A 19,273-nucleotide genomic window follows, 5' to 3' on the forward strand; every position below is an offset into this window, starting at 1 on the left:
CCGGCCTCCCCTGAATATCGACACGCCCGGTCAGGCCGCCTTCTTCTTGGCCAACCTTGCCTTGATGCTCGCCACATCGGCGCGCGGCGTCGCGGCGAACAGCGTCTTGGTGTAGGCGTGCTTGGGGTCCGAAAACACCTCGTCGCGCGGACCGTACTCGACCGCTTCGCCGAAATACATCACCATCACGTCGTCGGCGATGTAGCGCACCACCGACAGGTCGTGGCTGATGAAGACATAGGTCAGCTTGAACTCGTCCTGCAGGTCGGCAAGCAGGTTGAGCACCTGTGCCTGCACCGAAAGGTCGAGCGCGGAAACCGGCTCGTCCAGCACCAGCAGGCTGGGATTCAGCATCAGCGCGCGGGCAATGGCGATGCGCTGGCGCTGGCCGCCGGAGAACATGTGCGGATAGCGGTTGTAATGCTCGGGGCCGAGGCCGACCTTCTTCAGCATCTTCATCGCAAGGTCGCGGCGTTCTTCGGCCGGCTTGTCGGTGTTGATGAGCAGCGGCTCGCCGAGCACGTCGCCGATCTTCTGACGCGGGTTGAGCGACCCGTACGGGTTCTGGAAGACGATCTGCACCTTGCGGCGCATCTCCTTGGTCAGCCCGTCTGTGGCGATGTCGACCTTGTTGCCGTCGATGAACAACTCGCCCGACGTCGCCGGGTCGATCAGAGTGATGATGCGGGCGAGCGTGGACTTGCCGCAGCCGGATTCGCCAACGATCGCCAGCGTCTTGCCCTTCTCAACGCTGAAGGAGACACCCTTGACCGCATGCACCGTACGCGCGCCGCGGAACAGTCCGCCGCCGACATGGTAGTCGCGCTTGATGTTCTTGCCTTCGACGACCTTGGTCATGCGTCGGCTCCCGAGGGCGCCGGCTCGAACAGCATGTCGGTGACGGTCGGCAGCCGGTCGCCGACGGCGTTCTCGGGCAGCGCCGACAGCAGTGCGCGCGTGTAGTTGCTCTTCGGCGATTCAAAGAGCGACAGCACGTCGGCCTCTTCCATCTTGCGGCCCTTGTACTGGACGATGACGCGGTCGGCGGTCTCCGCCACCACGCCCATATTGTGGGTGATCATGATCAGGCCCATGCCGTATTTGGCCTGCAGCGAGACCAGCAGGTCGAGGATCTGCTTCTGGATGGTGACGTCGAGCGCGGTCGTCGGCTCGTCGGCGATCAGGAGCTTCGGATTGCAGGCAATCGCCATCGCGATCATGACGCGCTGGCATTGGCCGCCCGACATCTGGTGCGGGAAGGAATTGAGCCGCTCCGCCGGCTCGGGGATGCCGACCTGCTTCAGCAATTCGATGGCGCGGGCCCGGCGCTGCGTACGATCCATGCCGAGATGGAAGCGCAGCACTTCCTCGATCTGGAAGCCGACGGTGAAGCACGGATTGAGGCTGGCGATCGGCTCCTGGAAGATCATGGCAATGTCCTTGCCGATGATCTTGCGGCGTTCGGCCGGGCTGATCTTGAGCAGATCGCGGCCGCCGAAGCTCATGCGGTCGGCGGTGACGGTGGCCGTCCATGGCAGCAGGCCCATCACCGCCAGCATCGACACCGACTTGCCGGAACCGGATTCGCCGACGATGGCGAGCACCTCGCGCTCGTCGACATGGAGCGAGACGCCGTCGACGGCGCGGAACGGACCGGACGCGGTCTGGAATTCGACGACGAGATTCTGGATGTCGAGCAGCGCCGCCATCACGACCTCCTGAGCTTGGGATCGAGGGCGTCACGCAGGCCGTCGCCGATCAGGTTGATCGCGAGCACGGTGATCAGGATGGCAAGACCCGGGAAAGTCACCACCCACCAGGCGCGCAGGATGAACTCGCGCGCCGAGGCAAGCATGGTGCCCCATTCCGGCGTCGGCGGTTGCGCGCCGAGGCCGAGGAAGCCAAGGGCGGCCGCTTCGAGAATGGCGTTGGAGAATGACAGCGTGCCCTGGACGATCAGCGGCGCCAGGCAATTCGGCAGGATCGTGCGAAGCATCAGCCTCAGATGGCCTGCGCCCGCGACCTTGGCGGCGACGACGTATTCGCGGCTCTTCTCGGCCATGACCGCGGCGCGCACCAGGCGGGCGAAATGCGGCTGCAGGACGAGCGAGATCGCCAGCATCGCATTGAACAGGCCGGGGCCGAGGATGGTGACCAGCACCAGCGCCAGAAGCAGCGACGGGAAGGCGAGGATCAGGTCCATGACGCGCATGATCGCCACGTCGACCCAGCCGCGGAAATAGCCGGCAAGCAGGCCGAGCGTGATGCCGCCGGTGAGCGCCAGCGTGACGACGACGGCGCCGATCAGCAGCGAGAAGCGCGCGCCGTAGAGCAGGCGCGAGAGGATATCGCGGCCGACCGGATCGGTGCCGAGGATGTATTGCGAGCTGCCGCCCGCCTGCCAGGCCGGCGGGCGCAAGAATGCGGTCTTGTCCTGCACATCGGGCGCATAGGGCGCGAGCAGCGGCGCAAAGAGCGCCGCCAGCACCAAGAGGATGAAGACGAAGAGGCCGATGACGGCGCCGCGATTGACCGAGAAATAGTGCCAGAAGGTCTTGAACCCGGTCAGGCGGTCCGGGCTGCCGGCGGCCATGGGAGCGATTTCGGTCGACTGGCTCATCACGCGGCCCTGATGCGCGGGTTGATGACAGCGTAGAGCACGTCGACGATGAGGTTCACGGCCATGACGATGAGCGCGATCAAAAGCAGACCTGACTGCACGACGACATAGTCGCGCTTGAAGATGGAATCGACCATCCACTTGCCGATGCCCGGCCAGGCGAAGATGGTTTCGGTGAGGATGGCGCCGGCAAGCAGCGTGCCGACCTGCAGGCCGATGGTGGTGACGACCGGGATCAGCGCGTTGCGAAGCGCATGCACGCCGATGACGCGGGCGGCCGAAAGGCCCTTGGCGCGGGCGGTGCGGACATAATCCTCGCCCAGCACCTCGAGCATGGCCGAACGGGTCTGGCGCGCGATGACCGCCAGCGGAATAGTGCCGAGCACGATCGCGGGCAGGACGAGATGGCTGAGCGCCGAGCGCAGCGCATCCCACTTGCCGTAAAGGATGGTGTCGATGGTCATGAAGCCGGTGATCGGCTTCAGGAAGAACTGCAGGCCCATGCGGCCGGAAACCGGCGTCCAGCCGAGATAGCCGGAGAAGAAGATGATGAGCAGCAGGCCCCACCAGAAGATCGGCATGGAATAGCCGACGAGCGCGGTCCCCATCAGCGACTGGTCGAACCATGAGCCGCGCTTGACGGCCGCGAATATGCCGGCCGGGATGCCGATCGCCATGGCGAAGACCATGGCGAAGAAGGACAGCTCCAGCGTCGCCGGGAAGAGCGTCTTGAACTCCTCGAGAACCGGGCGCTTGGATGAAATGGAGACGCCGAAGTCGCCGGTGGCGACCTCGCCGACATAGCGTGCATACTGCTCCCAGACCGGCAGGTTGTAGCCGAACTGTTCCTTGAGCTCTTCGTACCGCGCAGGGGTCACGCCATGCTCGCCGGCCATGGCCAGGATCGGGTCGCCGGGCAGCAGCCGGACGAAGGCGAAGGCGCAGATGGTGATGCCGACCAGGGTCGGGATCAGAAGGGCGATTTTGTTGAGAAGATATCTAATCATCGTGAAATGAATGGGGCGGCGCTAATTCGCGCCGCCCCGTTCGCAGATATTACTCGGCCTTGTCAACGCCGTCGAAGCGATGAATGCCAAGCGGGTCCATCTTGTAGCCGGTGACGTTGTTGCGAACGACCGAGTAGACTTGGCTGTGCGCCAGCAGGAAGGCCGGCGCCTGCTTGGCGAAGATCTCCTGCGCCTGCGCATAGAGCTTGGTGCGCTCGCCCTGGTCGCTGGTCTTCTTGGCCTTCTGGATCAGGTCCTCGAAGTCCTTGTCGCACCAGCTGGAGTAGTTCGAGACGCCGATGGCCGAGCAGGCAAAGAGCGTGGCGAAGAAGTTGTCGGGATCGCCATTGTCGCCGGTCCAGCCGATCTGGAAGGCGCCGGGACGCTCCTTCTTCTTGCCTTCCTCGCGATACTTCGTCCACTCGTAGTTGACGATCTCGGCCTTGACGCCGACTTTGGCCCAGTCGGCCTGGATCAGCTCAGCCGCGCGCTGGAAGTTCGGGTTGTAGGGACGAACGCGGTCGGAAGCCCAGAGCTGGATTTCCTTCAGCCCGGCATCGGCCAGCACTTTCTTGGCCGCTTCCGGATCGTAGGAATCGAACTTCACGTCCTTGTTCCACGACCACATGGTCGGCGGGATCAGGTTCTGGGCAGGCGTTGCGCCAGCATCCTGGAACAGCGACTTGATCAGCGCTTCGCGGTCGATCGCCTGGTTGAGCGCATGGCGAACCTCGGGCTTGTCGAGCGGCGGGATCGTCGTGTTGTAGCTCATGTAGCCGATGTTGAGGCCGGCCTGATCCATCAGGGTCACGTCCTTGTTGGCCTTGATGGTGGCGATGTCGGCCGGGTTCGGATAGGGAGCCACATCGCATTCGCCGGCCAGCACCTTCTGGATACGGGCGGTCGCGTCAGGCGTGATGGCGAAGACGAGATCGTCGATCTTCTCCTTGCCCTTGAAGTAGTCGGGGTGGGCCGCATAGCGGATGACCGAATCCAGCTGATAGTCGACGAACTGGAACGGGCCGGTGCCGATCGGCTTGGTCGAGAAGTCGGCCATCTTGCCATCCTTCTCGAGCTGGTCGGCATATTCCTTCGAGACGATCGAGGCGAAGTCCATGCCGAGGTTGGCCAGCATCGGCGCGTTCGGCTCGGTCAGCGTCAGCTTGACGGTGAGGTCGTCGACCTTCTCCCACTTTGCCACGTATTTCGGCATGTCCATGCCGGTGTAGTAGTCCCAGGTCAGGTTCGGCAGATACTTCTCGCCGTTCCACGGATTCTGCTTGTTGAACTGACGGTCGAAGGAGAAGACGACGTCGTCGGCATTGAGGTCGCGGGTCGGCTTGAAATAGTCGGTGGTCTGGAACTTCACGCCCGGATGCAGGTGGAAAGTATAGACCAGGCCGTCGTCGGAGATTTCCCATTTGTCGGCAAGGCCGGGCTCGATCTCGGTGCCGCCATGCTTGAACTCGACCAGGCGCGAATAGACGGTGCGCGAGGAAGCGTCGAAGTCGTTGCCGCCCGTCGTCGTACCCGGATCGAAATTGGCCGGCGACGCTTCCGAGCAATAGACAAGCGTCTTTGCATTGGCCATGCCGCCCAGGACGCTTGCAGCCAGCAACGCGGCTGCAAAAGTCATTGTCTTTTTCATTGAGCACTCCCTGATGTTCTTCCAAGCCCCTCTGTAGGCTCGCGAAGCGCGCATATAAGCACCGTTTTTCGGGCTTTGGAACACCCCGTTTGCGTACCCCATGGTAAGCAGGAAAAGAATCCGGATTTTCCTCAAATTTTGGAAAATGTGAGCAGATTTTTTCGCTCACGACATTGTTAACGACTGCATTTTTTTATTGATTGGCCGCCTCGCGAAACCGACGCTGGGGCTTCCCGATTGCAGTCCTGTTCCTCGTCGGCATGCAGCTCGAGGAGTGATCGGACGAAGAGATTTTCGACGGCAAATCTTTCCGCCGCTGCCGCTAGGGCAAGACTTGCACGGCCGCCGATAGACGCAATAGATAGACGACATGCCGGATTTCTTGGGGAATCCGCTATCGGCGCCCGGCGGAGGAGGCCTCTGACATTGGAGGCAGGCGCGGCGCGAGACAATGAGACCAAGATACCAGGGAGGGATTTGGTGGCAAAAGCAGCAAAGACAACGCCCCCGGCGAAGGCAACAGCCAAGGCCGCAGCCGCCAACGCCGGCGCGTCCAAGGCTTCACCTTCCAAGACAGCAAAACCTGCCAAGACGTCTTCACCCGCAAAGGCCGCCTCCAAGCCGACGGCCACGGCGACGAACCCCAAATCCGCCGCCAAGGCCGCTACCGCAAAGACCGGCAAGCCTGCGGCCGCCGGCAACCCCACGACCGCAAAACCGGCTTCGGCGCAGGCCAAGCGATTGCCAAAGGCGATCACCGAGCTCGCCGCCGGGCTGCCGGACAAGCCGTGGCTCAAGAACTATCCGAAGAACATGCCGGCCGAGATCGGTCCGCTGCCCTACAACTCCATCGGCGACTTCCTCGTCGGCGCCTGCAAGCAGTTTTCCGGCCAGCCCGCCTTTGTCTGCATGGGCAAGTCCATCTCCTACGCCGAGCTCGAGCGGCTTTCGACCGCCTTCGGCGCCTATCTGCAGTCGAAAGGCCTGGAGAAGGGCGCGCGCGTGGCGCTGATGATGCCGAACGTGCTGCAATATCCGGTGGCCATGATGGGCGTGCTTCGCGCCGGCTTCACAGTGGTGAACGTCAACCCGCTCTACACGCCGCGCGAGCTGGAGCATCAGCTCAAGGATTCCGGCGCGCAGGCCATCGTCATTCTGGAAAACTTCGCCAACACGCTGCAGGCGGTGATCGCCAGGACGCCGGTCAAGCATGTCGTGGTCGCGGCGATGGGCGACATGCTGGGCGGACTGAAAGGCGCGATCGTCAATCTCGTGGTGCGGCGGGTGAAGAAGATGGTTCCCGCGTGGTCGCTGCCTGGCCATGTCAAATTCAACGCCGCGCTGAAAACCGGCGCGGGCCACGGCTTCAAGCCCGTGGCGGTCTCCGGCGACGATATCGCTTTCCTGCAATATACCGGCGGCACGACAGGCGTCTCGAAAGGCGCGACGCTGCTGCACCGCAACGTCTTGTCCAACGTGGCGCAGAACTCGCTCTGGGTGGAGGACGCCTACACGGTCAAGCCGAAGCCGACGCATCAAAACTTCATCTGTGCGCTGCCGCTCTACCATATCTTCGCGCTGACGGTGAACGCGCTGATGGGCATGCAGCAGGGTGCCCAGAACGTGCTCATTCCCAACCCGCGCGACATTCCGGGCTTCGTCAAGGAACTGCAGAAATATCCCGCCCACATCTTTCCCGGCCTCAACACGCTGTTCAACGCGCTGCTGAACAACGAGGACTTCCGCAAGCTCGATTTCAAGCCGCTGATCCTGACGCTCGGCGGCGGCATGGCGGTGCAGAAGGGCGTGGCCGAGCGCTGGAAGGCGCTGACCGGATGTCCGGTGAGCGAAGGCTACGGGCTCTCCGAAACCTCGCCGGTGGCGACCGCCAACAAGTTCAGCTCCAGCGATTTCACCGGCACGATCGGCCTGCCGCTGCCTTCGACCGAGATCGCCATCCGTGACGATGACGGCAACAACGTGCCGCTCGGCGAGGTCGGCGAGATCTGCATCCGCGGACCGCAGGTGATGGCCGGCTACTGGAACCGGCCGGACGAGACCGCCAAGGTGATGACCAAGGACGGCTTCTTCAAGTCGGGCGACATGGGCTTCATGGACGAGAGCGGCTACACCAAGATCGTCGACCGCAAGAAGGACATGATCCTCGTCTCGGGCTTCAACGTCTATCCGAACGAGCTGGAAGAGGTCGTGGCGCAGCACCCCGGCGTGCTCGAGGTGGCGGCGATCGGCGTGCCGGACGAGCATTCCGGCGAGGTGCCGAAGCTGTTCGTGGTCAGGAAGGATCCGGCGCTTACCGTCGAAACGCTGACCGCCTACTGCCGCGAGAACCTGACCGGGTACAAACGGCCAAGATACATCGAATTCCGCGCCGAGCTGCCAAAGACGCCGGTCGGCAAGATCCTGCGGCGCGCATTGCGGGACCAGGCTTGAGTGATCCGAGGCCCAGCCTAGGGCGAGAGAAGACACCGGCGCTCGATCCGGCCGAATTCATCAAGGCGAACCTGCAGCTGGCGCCGGTATCCTCGCTGCCCGAAATCCGCCTCTATACAGCCCATCCCGGCAGCGGGCTCAGGCGGCTGCTGGAGCCGGGGGACGGCGCGCCCGAAAATACGGCCGGGCCGCAGCCGCCCTACTGGGCCTATGCCTGGGCGGGCGGCGCCGTGCTGGCGCGCTATGTGCTTGACCGTCCCTCGATCGTTGCCGGCAGGCGGGTGCTCGATCTCGGCGCCGGCTCAGGCCTGGTCGGCATTGCCGCGGCAAAGGCCGGAGCGAGCGAGGTGATCGCCGCGGAGATCGACCGCAACGGCGCCGCCGCACTCCGCCTCAACGCCGCGGCCAACGGCGTCGCCATCAGCATAGTCGGTAAGGACATCACCGCCGGCCCGCCGCCTGCCGTCGACCTGGTGCTCGCCGGCGATGTCTTCTACGGGCGGGCGGTGGCGCGGCAGGTCGTCCCATTCCTCGACCGGTGCCTTGCCGCCGGCATCGAGGTGCTGGTTGGCGATCCGGGCCGCGCCTGGCTGCCCAGGCAACGGCTTCGCCTGCTGGCTGAGTATCAGGTGCCCGATGTCGGCGGAAACGGCGGCGGCGAGCCGAAGCCGAGCGGCGTGTTCGCGTTCGTCGCGGAAAAGGCTGATTAGCCGGCCGGCACGCTCACCCGCGCCGACAGGAAGTCAGGCAAGTCGGCAACCGAATCCAGGATGACGTCGGCCATCGGCGACAGCGAGTCGCGCGTGCCGGTGCCGGAAAGGACGCCCACCGCCAGCCCGCAGCCGCCGGCCCGCGCCATTTCGAGATCGTGGCGGTTGTCGCCGACCATGGCGATCTCGCCGGGCCTCAGCCCGGTCAGGTCGCAGAACGCCACGATCGTATCGGGCGCCGGCTTGGGGTTCGCCACCGCATCATAGCCATAGGCGGCGTCGAAGAGCTGCGCGACGCCCAGCGTAGCGAGCGTCTTCTCGGCGCCGCTGGTGGAATCGTTGGTGGCGACGCCCAGCCGGAAGGACCGCTTGTGCAGCGCCCGCAGCGATTCAATGATGCCGGGAAGCGCTACCGCCATCGATGAGCCTTGCACCGAGGTGATCTCGTTGAAGCGAGAGACGGCCAGCATCTGGTCCTCGTCGGACAGGCGCGGGAACCAGAGCTCGACGACATCCATGTTCGAACCCGATGCAAAGATCGAATCGGGCTTGAAGCGCTTGGTGACGAAATCGAAGCCGGCGGCGGCGAGCAGCCTGTCCGCCTTCCAGCGATCGCCTTCGGCGGCATCCATGGCCATGAAATCGGCAATGCCGAGCCAGGTTGCGTTGAAATCGACAAGCGTGCCGTCCTTGTCGAAGAGAATGCCCTTGATGTCCGCCAAACCTGTCACTCCGCGCCGCGCAATTGGTGGATATGAGCCACCAGTCCGGCAGTCGAGGCGTCGCGTTTTGCGGCAGTCTCCTTGCCTTCTACGACAGGCAGCAGGCCTGTCGCCAATTCCTTGCCCAGTTCGACACCCCACTGGTCGAACGAGTTGATGTTGAACAGCGTGCCCTCGACGAAGACGCGGTGCTCGTAAAGCGCGATCAGCCGGCCGAGCGTGCGCGGATCGAGCTTCCTGTAGAGGATCGTCAACGACGGACGGTTGCCCGAAAACACACGGTGCGGCGCGATGCGGTCGACGTCGGCAGGCTTCATGCCCTTGGCCAGCATCTGCGCGCGCGCTTCCTCAAGCGTGCGGCCCTTCATGAAGGCTTCCGACTGCGCCAGGCAATTGGCGAGCAGAAGATCGTGCTGGTGCTTCAGCTCCGGCTCGTGACTGATCGCCGCGGCAAGGAACTCGACCGGGATGTAATCGGTGCCCTGGTGCAGGAGCTGGAAGAAAGCGTGCTGGCCGTTGGTGCCCGGCTCGCCCCAGACCAGCGGGCCGGTCGGCGTGGCGACCGCGCCGCCGTCCAGCGTCACGCTCTTGCCGTTCGATTCCATATCGAGCTGCTGCAGATAGGCCGGCAGGCGCGACAGGCGCTGGTCATAAGGAATGACGGCACGGGCCGGATATTTGCAGACGACCCGATGCCACCAGCCGATCAGCCCGAGCAAGACAGGCAGGTTCTTTTGCAGCGGGGTGGTGCGGAAATGCTCGTCCATTTCGTGCGCGCCGTCGAGGAAGGCGCGGAAGTTGCGTGGGCCGATGGCGATCATCACCGGCAGGCCGATGGCGCTCCAGACCGAGTAGCGGCCGCCGACCCAGTCCCAGAAGCCGAAGACGCGGTCGGACGCGATGCCGAACTTCGCCACCAGATCGAGTGCGGTCGAGACGGCGGCGAAATGCTTGCCGATCGCTTCCGAGCCCAGCGCCTTCTCCACCCATTTGCGCGCCGTCTCGGCGTTGGTCATCGTCTCGACGGTGGTGAAGGTCTTGGAAGCGACGATGAACAGGGTCGTCTCTGCGGAAAGGCCCTTCAGCGTGTCGTGGATGTGAGCGCCGTCGACATTGGAGACGTAATGCGTGCGCGGCCCGTCATGGTAGGGAGCCAGCGCCAGCGTGACCATTGCCGGACCGAGATCCGAGCCGCCGATGCCGATGTTGACGATGTCGGTGATCTTCTTGCCGGTGGCGCCGGCCGCCTTGCCGGAGCGGATGGCATCGGCGAAGGCGCCCATGGCATCGAGCACGGCAATCACATCAGCCTTGGTATCTTGGCCATCGACCACGACACTCTTGCCGGTCAGGTTGCGCAGTGCTGTGTGCAGCACGGCGCGGTTCTCGGTGATGTTGATCTTCTTGCCTTCGAACATCGCGGCGCGACGGCCTTCGAGATCGGCGGCGCCCGCAAGTTTCTCCAGCGTCGCCATCGTGCCGGCGTCGACCGCGCATTTCGACCAGTCGAGCAGAAGATCGCCATCAGTGGCGGAAAACCTCTCGAAACGCTTGGGATCGGCGGCAAAGGCCTCTCGCATGGTGCCTTTGGCCGCCGCGCGCTGCTCACGCAGAACGGTGACCTGCTTGTCGAAGGCTGACTGATCCAATGGCGGGCTCCTGGCGGGTTTTTAGACCATTTTAACAGGCCGGATGTTTCCGGCGCATGTCGGCGCGTCATTCTATTGTGCCGATTTCCATTTCATTCAAGCATGGCGATGACGCGGCGCATCACGGTTTTATGATGCGTTGCAGCATGATTTGACAACCGATGGATCACTTCCGTGACCAATGGATCACCTCTGTGACCAATGGATCACTGGCATAAATCCCAGCGATCAGAAAAATTGATTGGCGCAACACCTTGTGCCACCCCTACACTCGACTGGTCCAGCCAAGTGAAAACAGCTGGCCATCCGAGGAAGATCTCCCATGCCACAGCGCAATGACACGGCCATATGGTCCGGCCTGTTCCGGATTTCGGCCGAATCCGGACAAACCCTCCAGGCGCAGATCCGACAGGCGATCGTCGCAGCCATCCTCGACCGACAAATCGCTGCTTCGATGCCGCTGCCGTCCTGCCGGATTCTGGCGGAAAAACTTGGCGTTGCCCGCGGCACGGTGGTGCTTGCCTTCCAGCAGTTGGTCGACCAGGGCTTCCTGGTGGCGCGCGAGCGGCGCGGCCATTTCGTCAACCCCGACGTGCTGGCCACCCCCGCCAAGCCGCACCAGAAGGCGCCCGACCAGCAGAACGAGATCGACTGGAAGGCGCGCCGGCAGATCGCCGCCAGCGACATGCCGCCGCCGGCCAAGCACGACAACTGGATCAAGTCCTCCTATCCGTTCGTCTACGGCCAGTTCGACCCGGCGCTGTTCCCGACCGCCGAATGGCGCGAATGCAACCGCATGGCGCTGGCCGTACTCGAGATCCGCAACTGGGCGTCGGACATGGTGGACCGCGACGATCCGCTGCTGATCGAGCAGATCCAGGCCCGGCTTCTGCCGCGCCGCGGCATCTTCGCCAATCCGGACGAGATCATCGTGACGTTGGGCGCGCAGAACGCGCTCTACATGCTCGCCTCGCTGCTGATGACCAAGGGCTCGAAGGTGGCGATGGAAGACCCCGGCTACCCGGACGCCCGCTCGATCTTCCGGCTGGCGGGCGCCGATATCCAGCCGGTTCCTGTCGACCAGTCGGGCATCGTGACCTCGGCGATCCCCAGCGATTCCGGCTTCGTCTTCGTGACGCCCAGCCACCATTGCCCGACCATGGTGCCGCTTTCGGCCGAACGGCGGCAGGATCTTCTGGCGCGGGCCAACCGCAACAACCAGATCATCATCGAGGACGGCTATGACAGCCAGCTTCTTGACGAGGCGCCGCAGCAGGCGCTGAAGAGCCTCGATCGTTCCGGCCGCGTCATCTATGTCGGCTCGATGTCGAAGACGCTGGCGCCTGGCTTGAGGCTTGGCTACATCGTCGCCTCGGCCGGGCTGATCGCCGAGCTTCGGGCACTGCGCCGCTTTATGCTCCGGCACCCGCCGGCAAACAACCAGCGCGCGGTGGCGCTGTTTTTGTCGCTCGGCCACCACGAGGCGCTGGTGCGCAGGCTCTCCGCCGCCTTCGACGAGCGGCGCAAGCGTCTGGTCCATGCGATTTCTGCTTTCCTGCCAGAGTGGCGTTCGACCGATTCGGCGGGCGGCACATCGCTGTGGCTGGAGGGCCCGCGCGGCACCGATTCACGTGGGCTAGCCGAGGCGGCCGCGTCGCGCAGCGTCATCATCGAACCCGGCGACCGGTTCTTCGACCGCAGCGAAAAACCCTCCCGTTTCATGCGCTTGGGCATCTCCTCGATCTCGCTGCAGCATATCGAGCCCGGTATCCGCGAGCTCGCCACGGCAGCCGGCCGCAGGCCTGCCGCGGCCTGATCGCTGTAGATTTCCAAAGAGAGCCGGCGCTTCGCCGGCTCTCTTTGTTTTTGGCACGCCTCATAGCTTTAGCACTCTGGCATATTCGACGGGATTGGCTGGCTCATAGGCTGTACCAATGCCGGCGGCATAGTCGAGCAACAAAGGGGACGAGGCAGGCCGATGGTGGACCAACCGCCACGCACCCTGCCCCTGAAAAGCTAAAGGTGGAGTGCTTTCCATGTCAGTGGCTCTCGAGAAGCAGGAAGCGTCGTCGGACCAGCGTTCGCGGCGTTCCGGCGGGCGCGAAGCGCGCCGCGCTATGCGGGCGGCGCCTTTGGCAGACGACATCCGTCCGGTGCGGGCCGGCCTCGAAGGCGGCAGCTACGGCCCATTGAGCCAGAACGACCGCGAGCGCATCCACGAAGCGGTGCTGACGCTTCTGGAGACAGTCGGCTTCGCCAACGCTATCCCCTCCTGCATCGAGGCGATGACCAAGGTCGGCGCGATCTATGGCGATGACGGCCGCATCCGCCTGCCGCGCGCGCTGGTGCTCGACACGATCAAAAAAGCGGCGCGCCACTTCACGCTGCATGGCCAGGACCCCAAGCACGACATGGTGATCCAGGGCAAGCGCGTGCACTACGGCACGGCGGGCGCCGCGGTGCATCTGGTCGATGTCGAGAGGCGCGAATACCGCGAATCGCAATTGCAGGACATCTACGATGCCGCCCGCCTCGTCGACGGGCTCGACAACATCCATTTCTTCCAGCGCACGATGGTGCCGCGCGACATCCCCGACCCGCTCGAGATGGATTTCAACACGCTCTATGCCTGCGTGATGGGGACATCGAAGCATGTCGGCACCTCGTTCACGGTGCGCGAAAACGTCAAGCCGGCGCTGGAGATGCTTTATGCGATCGCCGGCGGCGAGGAGAATTTCCGCGCGCGGCCGTTCGTATCCAACTCGAACTGTTTCGTCGTGCCGCCGATGAAGTTCGCCGAGGACGCCTGCGGCGTGCTCGAGGCCTGCGTCGAGGGCGGTATCCCGATCCTGCTCCTGTCGGCCGGCCAGGCCGGCGCGACAGCCCCCGCCGCGATCGCCGGCGCCGTCGTGCAGGCGGTGGCGGAAGTGCTGATGGGCCTGGTCTATGTCAACGCGATAAAACCCGGTCATCCGGCCATCTTCGGCACCTGGCCGTTCGTCTCCGACCTCAGGACCGGCGCCATGTCCGGCGGCTCGGCCGAGCAGGCGGTGCTGACCGCAGCCTGTGCGCAGATGGCGCAATATTACGACCTGCCCGGCGGCTCGGCCGCCGGCATGACGGACTCGAAGCTGCCAGACATCCAGTCCGGCTACGAGAAGGGCATCACCAATGTGATGGCAGGCCTCTCCGGCCTGAACCTTGTCTATGAATCGGCCGGCATGCACGCCTCGCTGCTCGGCTTCTGCCTCGAAAGCCTGATCATCGACAACGACATGCTCGGCCACTGCCTGCGCTGCGTGCGCGGCATCGAGGTGACCGACGAGGCGCTGTCGATCGACACGATCGCCGATGTCTGCCTCAAGGGTCCGGGTCACTATCTCGGCAACGAGCAGACGCTGAAGCTGATGCAGACCGAATATTTCTATCCTGCCGTCGGCGACCGTTTCTCGCCGAAGGAATGGAACGAGAAAGGTCGGCCCGACATATTGCAGCGGGCGATCGCCGAGAAGAAGCGCGTTCTGGCCGAGCGCTTCCCACGCCATGTGTCGCGACTCGTCGACGACAAGCTGCGCGCCCGCTTCGGCGAGATGATCAAGCTGCCTCGCAATAGGATGGGCGGCTGATCGCTGCGCTCTCGCAGCTCACTCCGCGCTCAACTCGTACCGCTCGACCACGTCGGCGTTGATCAGCTTCGCATGCAGCGTCATCAGCACGATCTGCGCATCGAAGCTGTCGCCGGCTTCGAGCGCGGCCTCGATGCGGCGCTCGGCCTCCAGCGTGCGCTCCCTGCCGTTGGCCTGCTCGAACACGTCCGGTCCAGCAACGCAATAGCTGCACAGTTGCGCCACCGATGAATAGGCTGCAGGCGGCGGCTCCTCCGGCCAGCGGTCGTTCATCAGATTGACGATGGTAAGCTTCACCCCTTCCGGCACCAGCGCCGGATGCAGATCGGCCGCGCGCAGGGCGTCGTCGAGCTGGCGCAGATCGCCAGAGCGGCCGAACATGCCGAGGAAGCCGAAGGAAGAGCGCCGTTTCGCCATAAAGGTCCCGTGTTCTCAGCCTGCCGGTATGACGCCTATCTGGATGCGCCGTGCGGCCGATACAAGGGCAAAAAGAAGGGGCGGCCCGCTCGTCGCAAGCCGCCCCTCGATTTCGCTAATCGCTAAACTCAGTGATTGTCGCGCGGCACGCCGCTGGTGTGCGCGACGTCCTGGTACTTCACCGCCGGCTTCAGCACCATGCCGGCCGAGAACTGGTCGACCATGCCGCGCTGGATCTCCTGCCACGGCGTCTGGTGCTTGGGATAGTGGTAGCCGCCGTTGGCCTGCAGCGCCGCGCGCCGTTTGGCGATCTCCTCGTCGCTGACGAGGATGTTGGCGGTGCCCTTCCTCAGGTCGATCCGAACGCGGTCGCCCGTCTTGAGCAGGGCGAGGCCGCCGCCGACGGCCGCCTCCGGAGAGGCGTTGAGGATCGACGGCGAGCCGGACGTGCCGGACTGGCGGCCGTCGCCGATGCAGGCCAGCGAATGGATGCCCTTCTTGATAAGGTAGGCCGGCGGCTGCATGTTGACCACCTCGGCGCCGCCCGGATAGCCGACCGGACCCGCGCCGCGCATGAACAGGATGGTGTGCTCGTCGATGCCTTGCGCCGGATCGTCAATGCGGGCGTGGTAATCCTCCGGGCCGTCGAAGACCATGGCGTTGCCTTCGAATGCCTCAGGGTCGTTCGGGTTGGAGAGATAGCGCTCGCGGAATTCCGGCGAGATGCCGCTAGTCTTCATGATCGCGGAATCGAACAGATTGCCCTTGAGGTTGATGAAGCCGGCATTGGCCTTGAGCGGCTTGGTGACGCTGCTGATCACGTCCGGGTTCTCGTTGACGGCGTCCTTGCAATTGTCGCCCATGGTCTTGCCGTTGACGGTGATCGCGTCGGGATGCGGCAACAGGGCGCCTTTCATCAGCTCGGCCACCACCACCGGCACGCCGCCGGCATGGTGATAGTCCTCGCCGAGATATTCGCCCGTCGGCTGGAGGTTGACCAGAAGCGGCACGTTGAGGCCGATATTCTGCCAGTCGTCATTGTCGAGCGGCACGCCGAGATGACGGGCAATGGCGTTGAGGTGGATCGGCGCGTTGGTCGAGCCGCCGATGGCCGAGTTGACGACGATGGCGTTCTCGAACGCCTTGCGGGTCATGATGTCTGAGGGCTTCAGATCCTCATGCACCATGTCGACGATGCGCTTGCCCGTCTCGTAGGCGATCTGGCCGCGCTCGCGATAGGGCGCGGGAATCGCGGCCGAGCCCGGCAACTGCATGCCGAGCGCCTCGGCCAGCGAGTTCATCGTGGTGGCGGTGCCCATGGTGTTGCAGTAGCCGGTCGACGGCGCCGATGAGGCTACGATGTCCATGAACTCGTTATAGTCGATCTCGCCGGCCGACAGGCGCTGGCGCGATTCCCAGACGATGGTGCCGGAACCGGTGCGCTTACCCTTGTGCCAGCCATTGAGCATCGGGCCGACCGAAAGCGCGATCGCCGGGATGTTGACGGTAGCCGCCGCCATCAGCAGCGCCGGCGTGGTCTTGTCGCAACCGATGGTGAGCACGACGCCGTCGAGCGGATAGCCGTAGAGCACCTCGACGAGGCTGAGATAGGCGAGGTTGCGGTCGAGCGCCGCGGTCGGGCGCTTGCCGGTCTCCTGGATCGGGTGGCACGGGAACTCAAACGGAATACCGCCCATCGACACGATGCCTTCGCGCACGCGCTTGGCGAGTTCAAGGTGATGCCGGTTGCAGGGCGAGAGGTCGGAGCCGGTTTGGGCGATGCCGATCAGCGGCTTGCCCGACATCAGCTCGGCGCGGGTCAGCCCGTAATTGAGGTAACGCTCGAGATAGAGCGCCGTCATGCCCGGATTGTCGGGATTGTCGAACCACTCCTGCGAGCGAAATTTCTTCTTCTTGGTGGGGGCGCCTGCCATCGTGGTCTCCGTATTTGTATGACAAATCGATATGACAATGCGTTCATGCAGGCAAGAGGCAGGTGCGTCGCGGACCCGGACTTTGGTGCGATAGACTTGTTTGAGGCCGCGCGCTACGACCAATCGACATCAGCAATCCGGGAGGTTTTGATGGCTTTGTTGATCGAAGGCGAGGAGCGGATCGCCGCACCCGTTGAGAAAGTGTGGAAAGCCCTCAACGATCCGGACATTCTCAAAGAGGCGATCCCCGGCTGCAAGAGCCTGGAAAAGAAATCCGACACCGAGATGTCCGCCACCGTGGTGCTCAAGATCGGACCGATAAAGGCGACCTTCAACGGCGAGGTGACGCTGAAGAACCTCAAGCCGCCGCACTCCTATACCATCCAGGGCGAAGGCAAGGGCGGCATCGCCGGCTTCGCCAAGGGCGGCGCCGATGTGACGCTCACCGCCGACGGCGCCGACACGACGGTGCTGAAATACGCCGCCAAGGCCGATGTCGGCGGCAAGATCGCGCAGCTCGGTAGCCGGCTGATCGAATCGACCTCGAAGAAGCTGGCCGGGCAGTTCTTCTCGACGTTCGGCGAGAAAGTCGGCGCCGCTTAGCTGGCGCCGCGCCTGAACAACACTCGGTTATCTAGCGCGGGCCGCCCTCATCCGCCGGCCAGGCAGGCCTACTCGAACACGATCGAGGGCACCGCGGCTTCGGCCGCGCCGCGCTCCTCCTGGACCCTGTCCCAGACCTTCGAGGCGATGTCGCGATAGATCTTGGCCTCGGCGCCATCCGGCTTGGAGGCGACGACTGGAGTGCCGGCGTCCGAGCTTTCGCGGATGCCCATTTCGAGCGGCACTTCGCCGAGGAAGGTGACGCCGAGGCGCTCGGCCTCGCGGCGCGCGCCGCCATGGCCGAAAATGTCGTAGCGCTTGCCGGTGTCGGGAGCGAGGAAGTAGCTCATGTTCTCGACGATGCCGAGCAGCGGCACGTCGACCTTCTTGAACATGTTCAGGCCCTTGCGCGCATCAATCAGCGCCAGATCCTGCGGCGTCGAGACTATGACGGCGCCGGCGAGCGGCACCTGCTGGGCCATGGTGAGCTGGGCGTCGCCGGTGCCGGGCGGCATGTCGACCACCAGCACGTCGAGCGGCCCCCACTCGACCTCGCGCAGCATCTGGGTGAGGGCCGACATCACCATCGGGCCGCGCCAGATCATCGGCGTCTCTTCGTCGACCAGGAAGCCCATCGACATGACCTTGAGGCCGTAATTCTGCATCGGCTTCAGGACCTTGCCGTCGACGGTCTGCGGCCGGCCATGGATGTTGAGCAGCCTCGGCATCGAGGGCCCGTAGATGTCGGCATCGAGCACACCGACCTTCAGGCCGTTGGCAGCAAGACCGAGCGCCAGGTTGACGGCGGTGGTCGACTTGCCGACGCCGCCCTTGCCGGAGGCGACGGCGATGATCGCGTCGATGCCGGGCACGCCGCGCTTGCCGTGGCTGTGGGAGGCGGGCGCCTGCGGGGCGGGACGCTGCGGCGCTGCCTGCGGGGCAGGCCTCGACGGCGCTGCCTGCGAAGACTGGCGCGGCGGAACCGGCGCTTCCATGCCGCCACCCTTCTTCTCCGCCGTCAGCGCGACGACCGCATTGGCGACGCCCGGTATGGCCTTGACCACACGCTCGGCGGCGGCGCGCAGCGGCTCCATCTCCTGGGCGCGGGCCGCGGGAACGGTGATCGAGAAGAACACCTTGGAGTCTGCGATGAAAATCTCGGAGACCAAGCCAAGGTCGACGATATTGCCGGTGAAGTCCGGCCCGTTCACCGTCTTCAGGCGCTCGATGACGATTTCTTTGGTGACGGCCATGATTTTTTCCTCGGGGTTTGGCGTCCAGATAGTGCAGTTTCCCGGCAGAACCAAGCCGTGGAGCAATGGCTCGCCCTGTGTGCTCCGGAAAACGACGGCTGGTGTCGGGTTTGCCGATCGGGACCCAGAACCCGAACCGGGGCTGGAGCTTGATCATGGCCAAACATGTCGCTCGCGCTATGTCGGTTACCATCAAGCATCAGCACGAACCGAAGAAGGAGACGGGTCATGCTCGAAAACAGCAATGCGACAGCCAATCTCGCGGTGAAGGACCTGGAGAAGGCCAAGGCCTTCTATGAAGGCATGCTCGGTCTCAGCCAAGTGGACGACATCGACGGCGAACTGATCGTCTACAAAAGCGGTGACACGCTCATCAACGTCTATCGTTCGCAATTCGCCGGCACCAACAAGGCGACGGCCGCAACCTGGGCAGTCGGCGACCAGATCGAGCCCATCGTCAAGTCGCTGAGGTCGAAGGGTGTCACCTTCGAGCACTACAATATGCCCGGCCTTGCGCTCGAGGGCGATATTCACGTCGGCTCCGGCGTGAAGGTCGCATGGTTCAAGGATCCCGACGGCAACATCCTGAACCTGGTCGGCGAATAGCTGCCGCTGTCAGGCGGATCCGGATCG

At 64.1% G+C, this 19,273-nt stretch carries 16 protein-coding genes; 6 read left to right on the plus strand and 10 right to left on the minus strand.

Annotated elements, in window-relative coordinates:
- Positions 1–30 precede the first annotated feature (30 nt).
- Genes EN853_RS03160 through EN853_RS03180 form a run of 5 tightly spaced genes read right to left on the minus strand, consistent with a single transcriptional unit; the run spans position 31 to position 5,275 of the window.
- Entirely contained in the window at positions 31–858 is an 828-nt protein-coding gene (locus EN853_RS03160) for a dipeptide ABC transporter ATP-binding protein (RefSeq protein WP_127857814.1), read from the minus strand.
- Positions 855–1,709, minus strand: coding sequence for an ABC transporter ATP-binding protein (locus EN853_RS03165; RefSeq protein ID WP_127857815.1), 855 nt, complete (start codon positions 1,707–1,709; stop codon positions 855–857). The genes EN853_RS03160 and EN853_RS03165 overlap by 4 nt, the downstream gene beginning before the upstream one ends.
- Positions 1,709–2,593, minus strand: coding sequence for an ABC transporter permease subunit (locus tag EN853_RS03170; RefSeq protein WP_245516809.1), 885 nt, complete (start codon positions 2,591–2,593; stop codon positions 1,709–1,711). The genes EN853_RS03165 and EN853_RS03170 overlap by 1 nt, the downstream gene beginning before the upstream one ends.
- Positions 2,594–2,619: 26 nt before the next feature.
- Complete coding sequence (locus tag EN853_RS03175) at positions 2,620–3,627, minus strand: ABC transporter permease subunit (protein ID WP_127857817.1); 1,008 nt, start codon at positions 3,625–3,627, stop codon at positions 2,620–2,622.
- A 49-nt stretch (positions 3,628–3,676) separates the two neighbouring features.
- Positions 3,677–5,275: an ABC transporter substrate-binding protein gene (locus tag EN853_RS03180; RefSeq protein WP_127857818.1), complete on the minus strand. Its 1,599-nt coding sequence runs from the start codon at positions 5,273–5,275 to the stop codon at positions 3,677–3,679.
- A gap of 480 nt (positions 5,276–5,755) precedes the next feature.
- Between EN853_RS03180 and EN853_RS03185 the strand changes: the two genes are divergently transcribed.
- Positions 5,756–7,726, plus strand: coding sequence for a long-chain fatty acid--CoA ligase (locus EN853_RS03185; protein WP_127857819.1), 1,971 nt, complete (start codon positions 5,756–5,758; stop codon positions 7,724–7,726).
- Positions 7,723–8,436 (plus strand): 50S ribosomal protein L11 methyltransferase, encoded by a 714-nt coding sequence (locus tag EN853_RS03190; protein ID WP_127857820.1) that lies wholly within the window; start codon positions 7,723–7,725, stop codon positions 8,434–8,436. The genes EN853_RS03185 and EN853_RS03190 overlap by 4 nt, the downstream gene beginning before the upstream one ends.
- On the opposite strand, the gene EN853_RS03195 is transcribed toward EN853_RS03190, so the two are convergent.
- Complete coding sequence (locus EN853_RS03195) at positions 8,433–9,158, minus strand: HAD family hydrolase (protein ID WP_127857821.1); 726 nt, start codon at positions 9,156–9,158, stop codon at positions 8,433–8,435. The two genes, EN853_RS03190 and EN853_RS03195, sit on opposite strands and share 4 nt — an antisense overlap.
- Before the next feature lie 5 nt (positions 9,159–9,163).
- On the minus strand, positions 9,164–10,807 hold the full coding sequence (pgi, locus tag EN853_RS03200) for a glucose-6-phosphate isomerase (protein WP_127857822.1): 1,644 nt from the start codon (positions 10,805–10,807) through the stop codon (positions 9,164–9,166).
- A 322-nt stretch (positions 10,808–11,129) separates the two neighbouring features.
- Between pgi and EN853_RS03205 the strand changes: the two genes are divergently transcribed.
- Positions 11,130–12,623 carry a PLP-dependent aminotransferase family protein gene (locus EN853_RS03205; RefSeq protein ID WP_040993852.1) on the plus strand — a complete coding sequence of 498 codons (1,494 nt, stop codon included), beginning with the start codon at positions 11,130–11,132 and terminating at the stop codon, positions 12,621–12,623.
- 220 nt (positions 12,624–12,843) lie between these two features.
- Positions 12,844–14,433, plus strand: coding sequence for a trimethylamine methyltransferase family protein (locus EN853_RS03210; RefSeq protein ID WP_127857823.1), 1,590 nt, complete (start codon positions 12,844–12,846; stop codon positions 14,431–14,433).
- 18 nt (positions 14,434–14,451) lie between these two features.
- Here EN853_RS03210 and EN853_RS03215 read toward each other — a convergent pair whose 3' ends face one another.
- Positions 14,452–14,850, minus strand: coding sequence for a hypothetical protein (locus EN853_RS03215; RefSeq protein WP_127857824.1), 399 nt, complete (start codon positions 14,848–14,850; stop codon positions 14,452–14,454).
- Between the two features lie 128 nt (positions 14,851–14,978).
- On the minus strand, positions 14,979–16,784 hold the full coding sequence (locus tag EN853_RS03220; RefSeq protein ID WP_127857825.1) for an IlvD/Edd family dehydratase: 1,806 nt from the start codon (positions 16,782–16,784) through the stop codon (positions 14,979–14,981).
- A gap of 150 nt (positions 16,785–16,934) precedes the next feature.
- Here EN853_RS03220 and EN853_RS03225 point away from each other — a divergent pair, with 150 nt between their 5' ends.
- Entirely contained in the window at positions 16,935–17,387 is a 453-nt protein-coding gene (locus tag EN853_RS03225; RefSeq protein WP_127857826.1) for a carbon monoxide dehydrogenase subunit G, read from the plus strand.
- 68 nt (positions 17,388–17,455) lie between these two features.
- Here the strand turns inward: EN853_RS03225 and EN853_RS03230 are convergent, their stop codons facing one another.
- Positions 17,456–18,643 carry an Mrp/NBP35 family ATP-binding protein gene (locus EN853_RS03230; RefSeq protein WP_245516811.1) on the minus strand — a complete coding sequence of 396 codons (1,188 nt, stop codon included), beginning with the start codon at positions 18,641–18,643 and terminating at the stop codon, positions 17,456–17,458.
- A gap of 225 nt (positions 18,644–18,868) precedes the next feature.
- On the opposite strand from EN853_RS03230, the gene EN853_RS03235 reads away from it, so the two are divergent.
- Positions 18,869–19,246, plus strand: coding sequence for a VOC family protein (locus EN853_RS03235; RefSeq protein ID WP_127857828.1), 378 nt, complete (start codon positions 18,869–18,871; stop codon positions 19,244–19,246).
- Positions 19,247–19,273 lie beyond the last annotated feature (27 nt).

Source organism: Mesorhizobium sp. M1C.F.Ca.ET.210.01.1.1 (assembly GCF_004791585.1).
Lineage (GTDB): Bacteria > Pseudomonadota > Alphaproteobacteria > Rhizobiales > Rhizobiaceae > Mesorhizobium.

Coding starts and splice junctions, on each gene's coding strand:
- EN853_RS03160 (WP_127857814.1), bottom strand. CDS start 858: ATGACCAAGGTCGTCGAAGGCAAGAACATCAAGCGCGACTACCATGTC.
- EN853_RS03165 (WP_127857815.1), bottom strand. CDS start 1,709: ATGGCGGCGCTGCTCGACATCCAGAATCTCGTCGTCGAATTCCAGACC.
- EN853_RS03170 (WP_245516809.1), bottom strand. CDS start 2,593: ATGGCCGCCGGCAGCCCGGACCGCCTGACCGGGTTCAAGACCTTCTGG.
- EN853_RS03175 (WP_127857817.1), bottom strand. CDS start 3,627: ATGATTAGATATCTTCTCAACAAAATCGCCCTTCTGATCCCGACCCTG.
- EN853_RS03180 (WP_127857818.1), bottom strand. CDS start 5,275: ATGAAAAAGACAATGACTTTTGCAGCCGCGTTGCTGGCTGCAAGCGTC.
- EN853_RS03205 (WP_040993852.1), top strand. CDS start 11,130: ATGCCACAGCGCAATGACACGGCCATATGGTCCGGCCTGTTCCGGATT.
- EN853_RS03210 (WP_127857823.1), top strand. CDS start 12,844: ATGTCAGTGGCTCTCGAGAAGCAGGAAGCGTCGTCGGACCAGCGTTCG.
- EN853_RS03215 (WP_127857824.1), bottom strand. CDS start 14,850: ATGGCGAAACGGCGCTCTTCCTTCGGCTTCCTCGGCATGTTCGGCCGC.
- EN853_RS03220 (WP_127857825.1), bottom strand. CDS start 16,784: ATGGCAGGCGCCCCCACCAAGAAGAAGAAATTTCGCTCGCAGGAGTGG.
- EN853_RS03225 (WP_127857826.1), top strand. CDS start 16,935: ATGGCTTTGTTGATCGAAGGCGAGGAGCGGATCGCCGCACCCGTTGAG.
- EN853_RS03235 (WP_127857828.1), top strand. CDS start 18,869: ATGCTCGAAAACAGCAATGCGACAGCCAATCTCGCGGTGAAGGACCTG.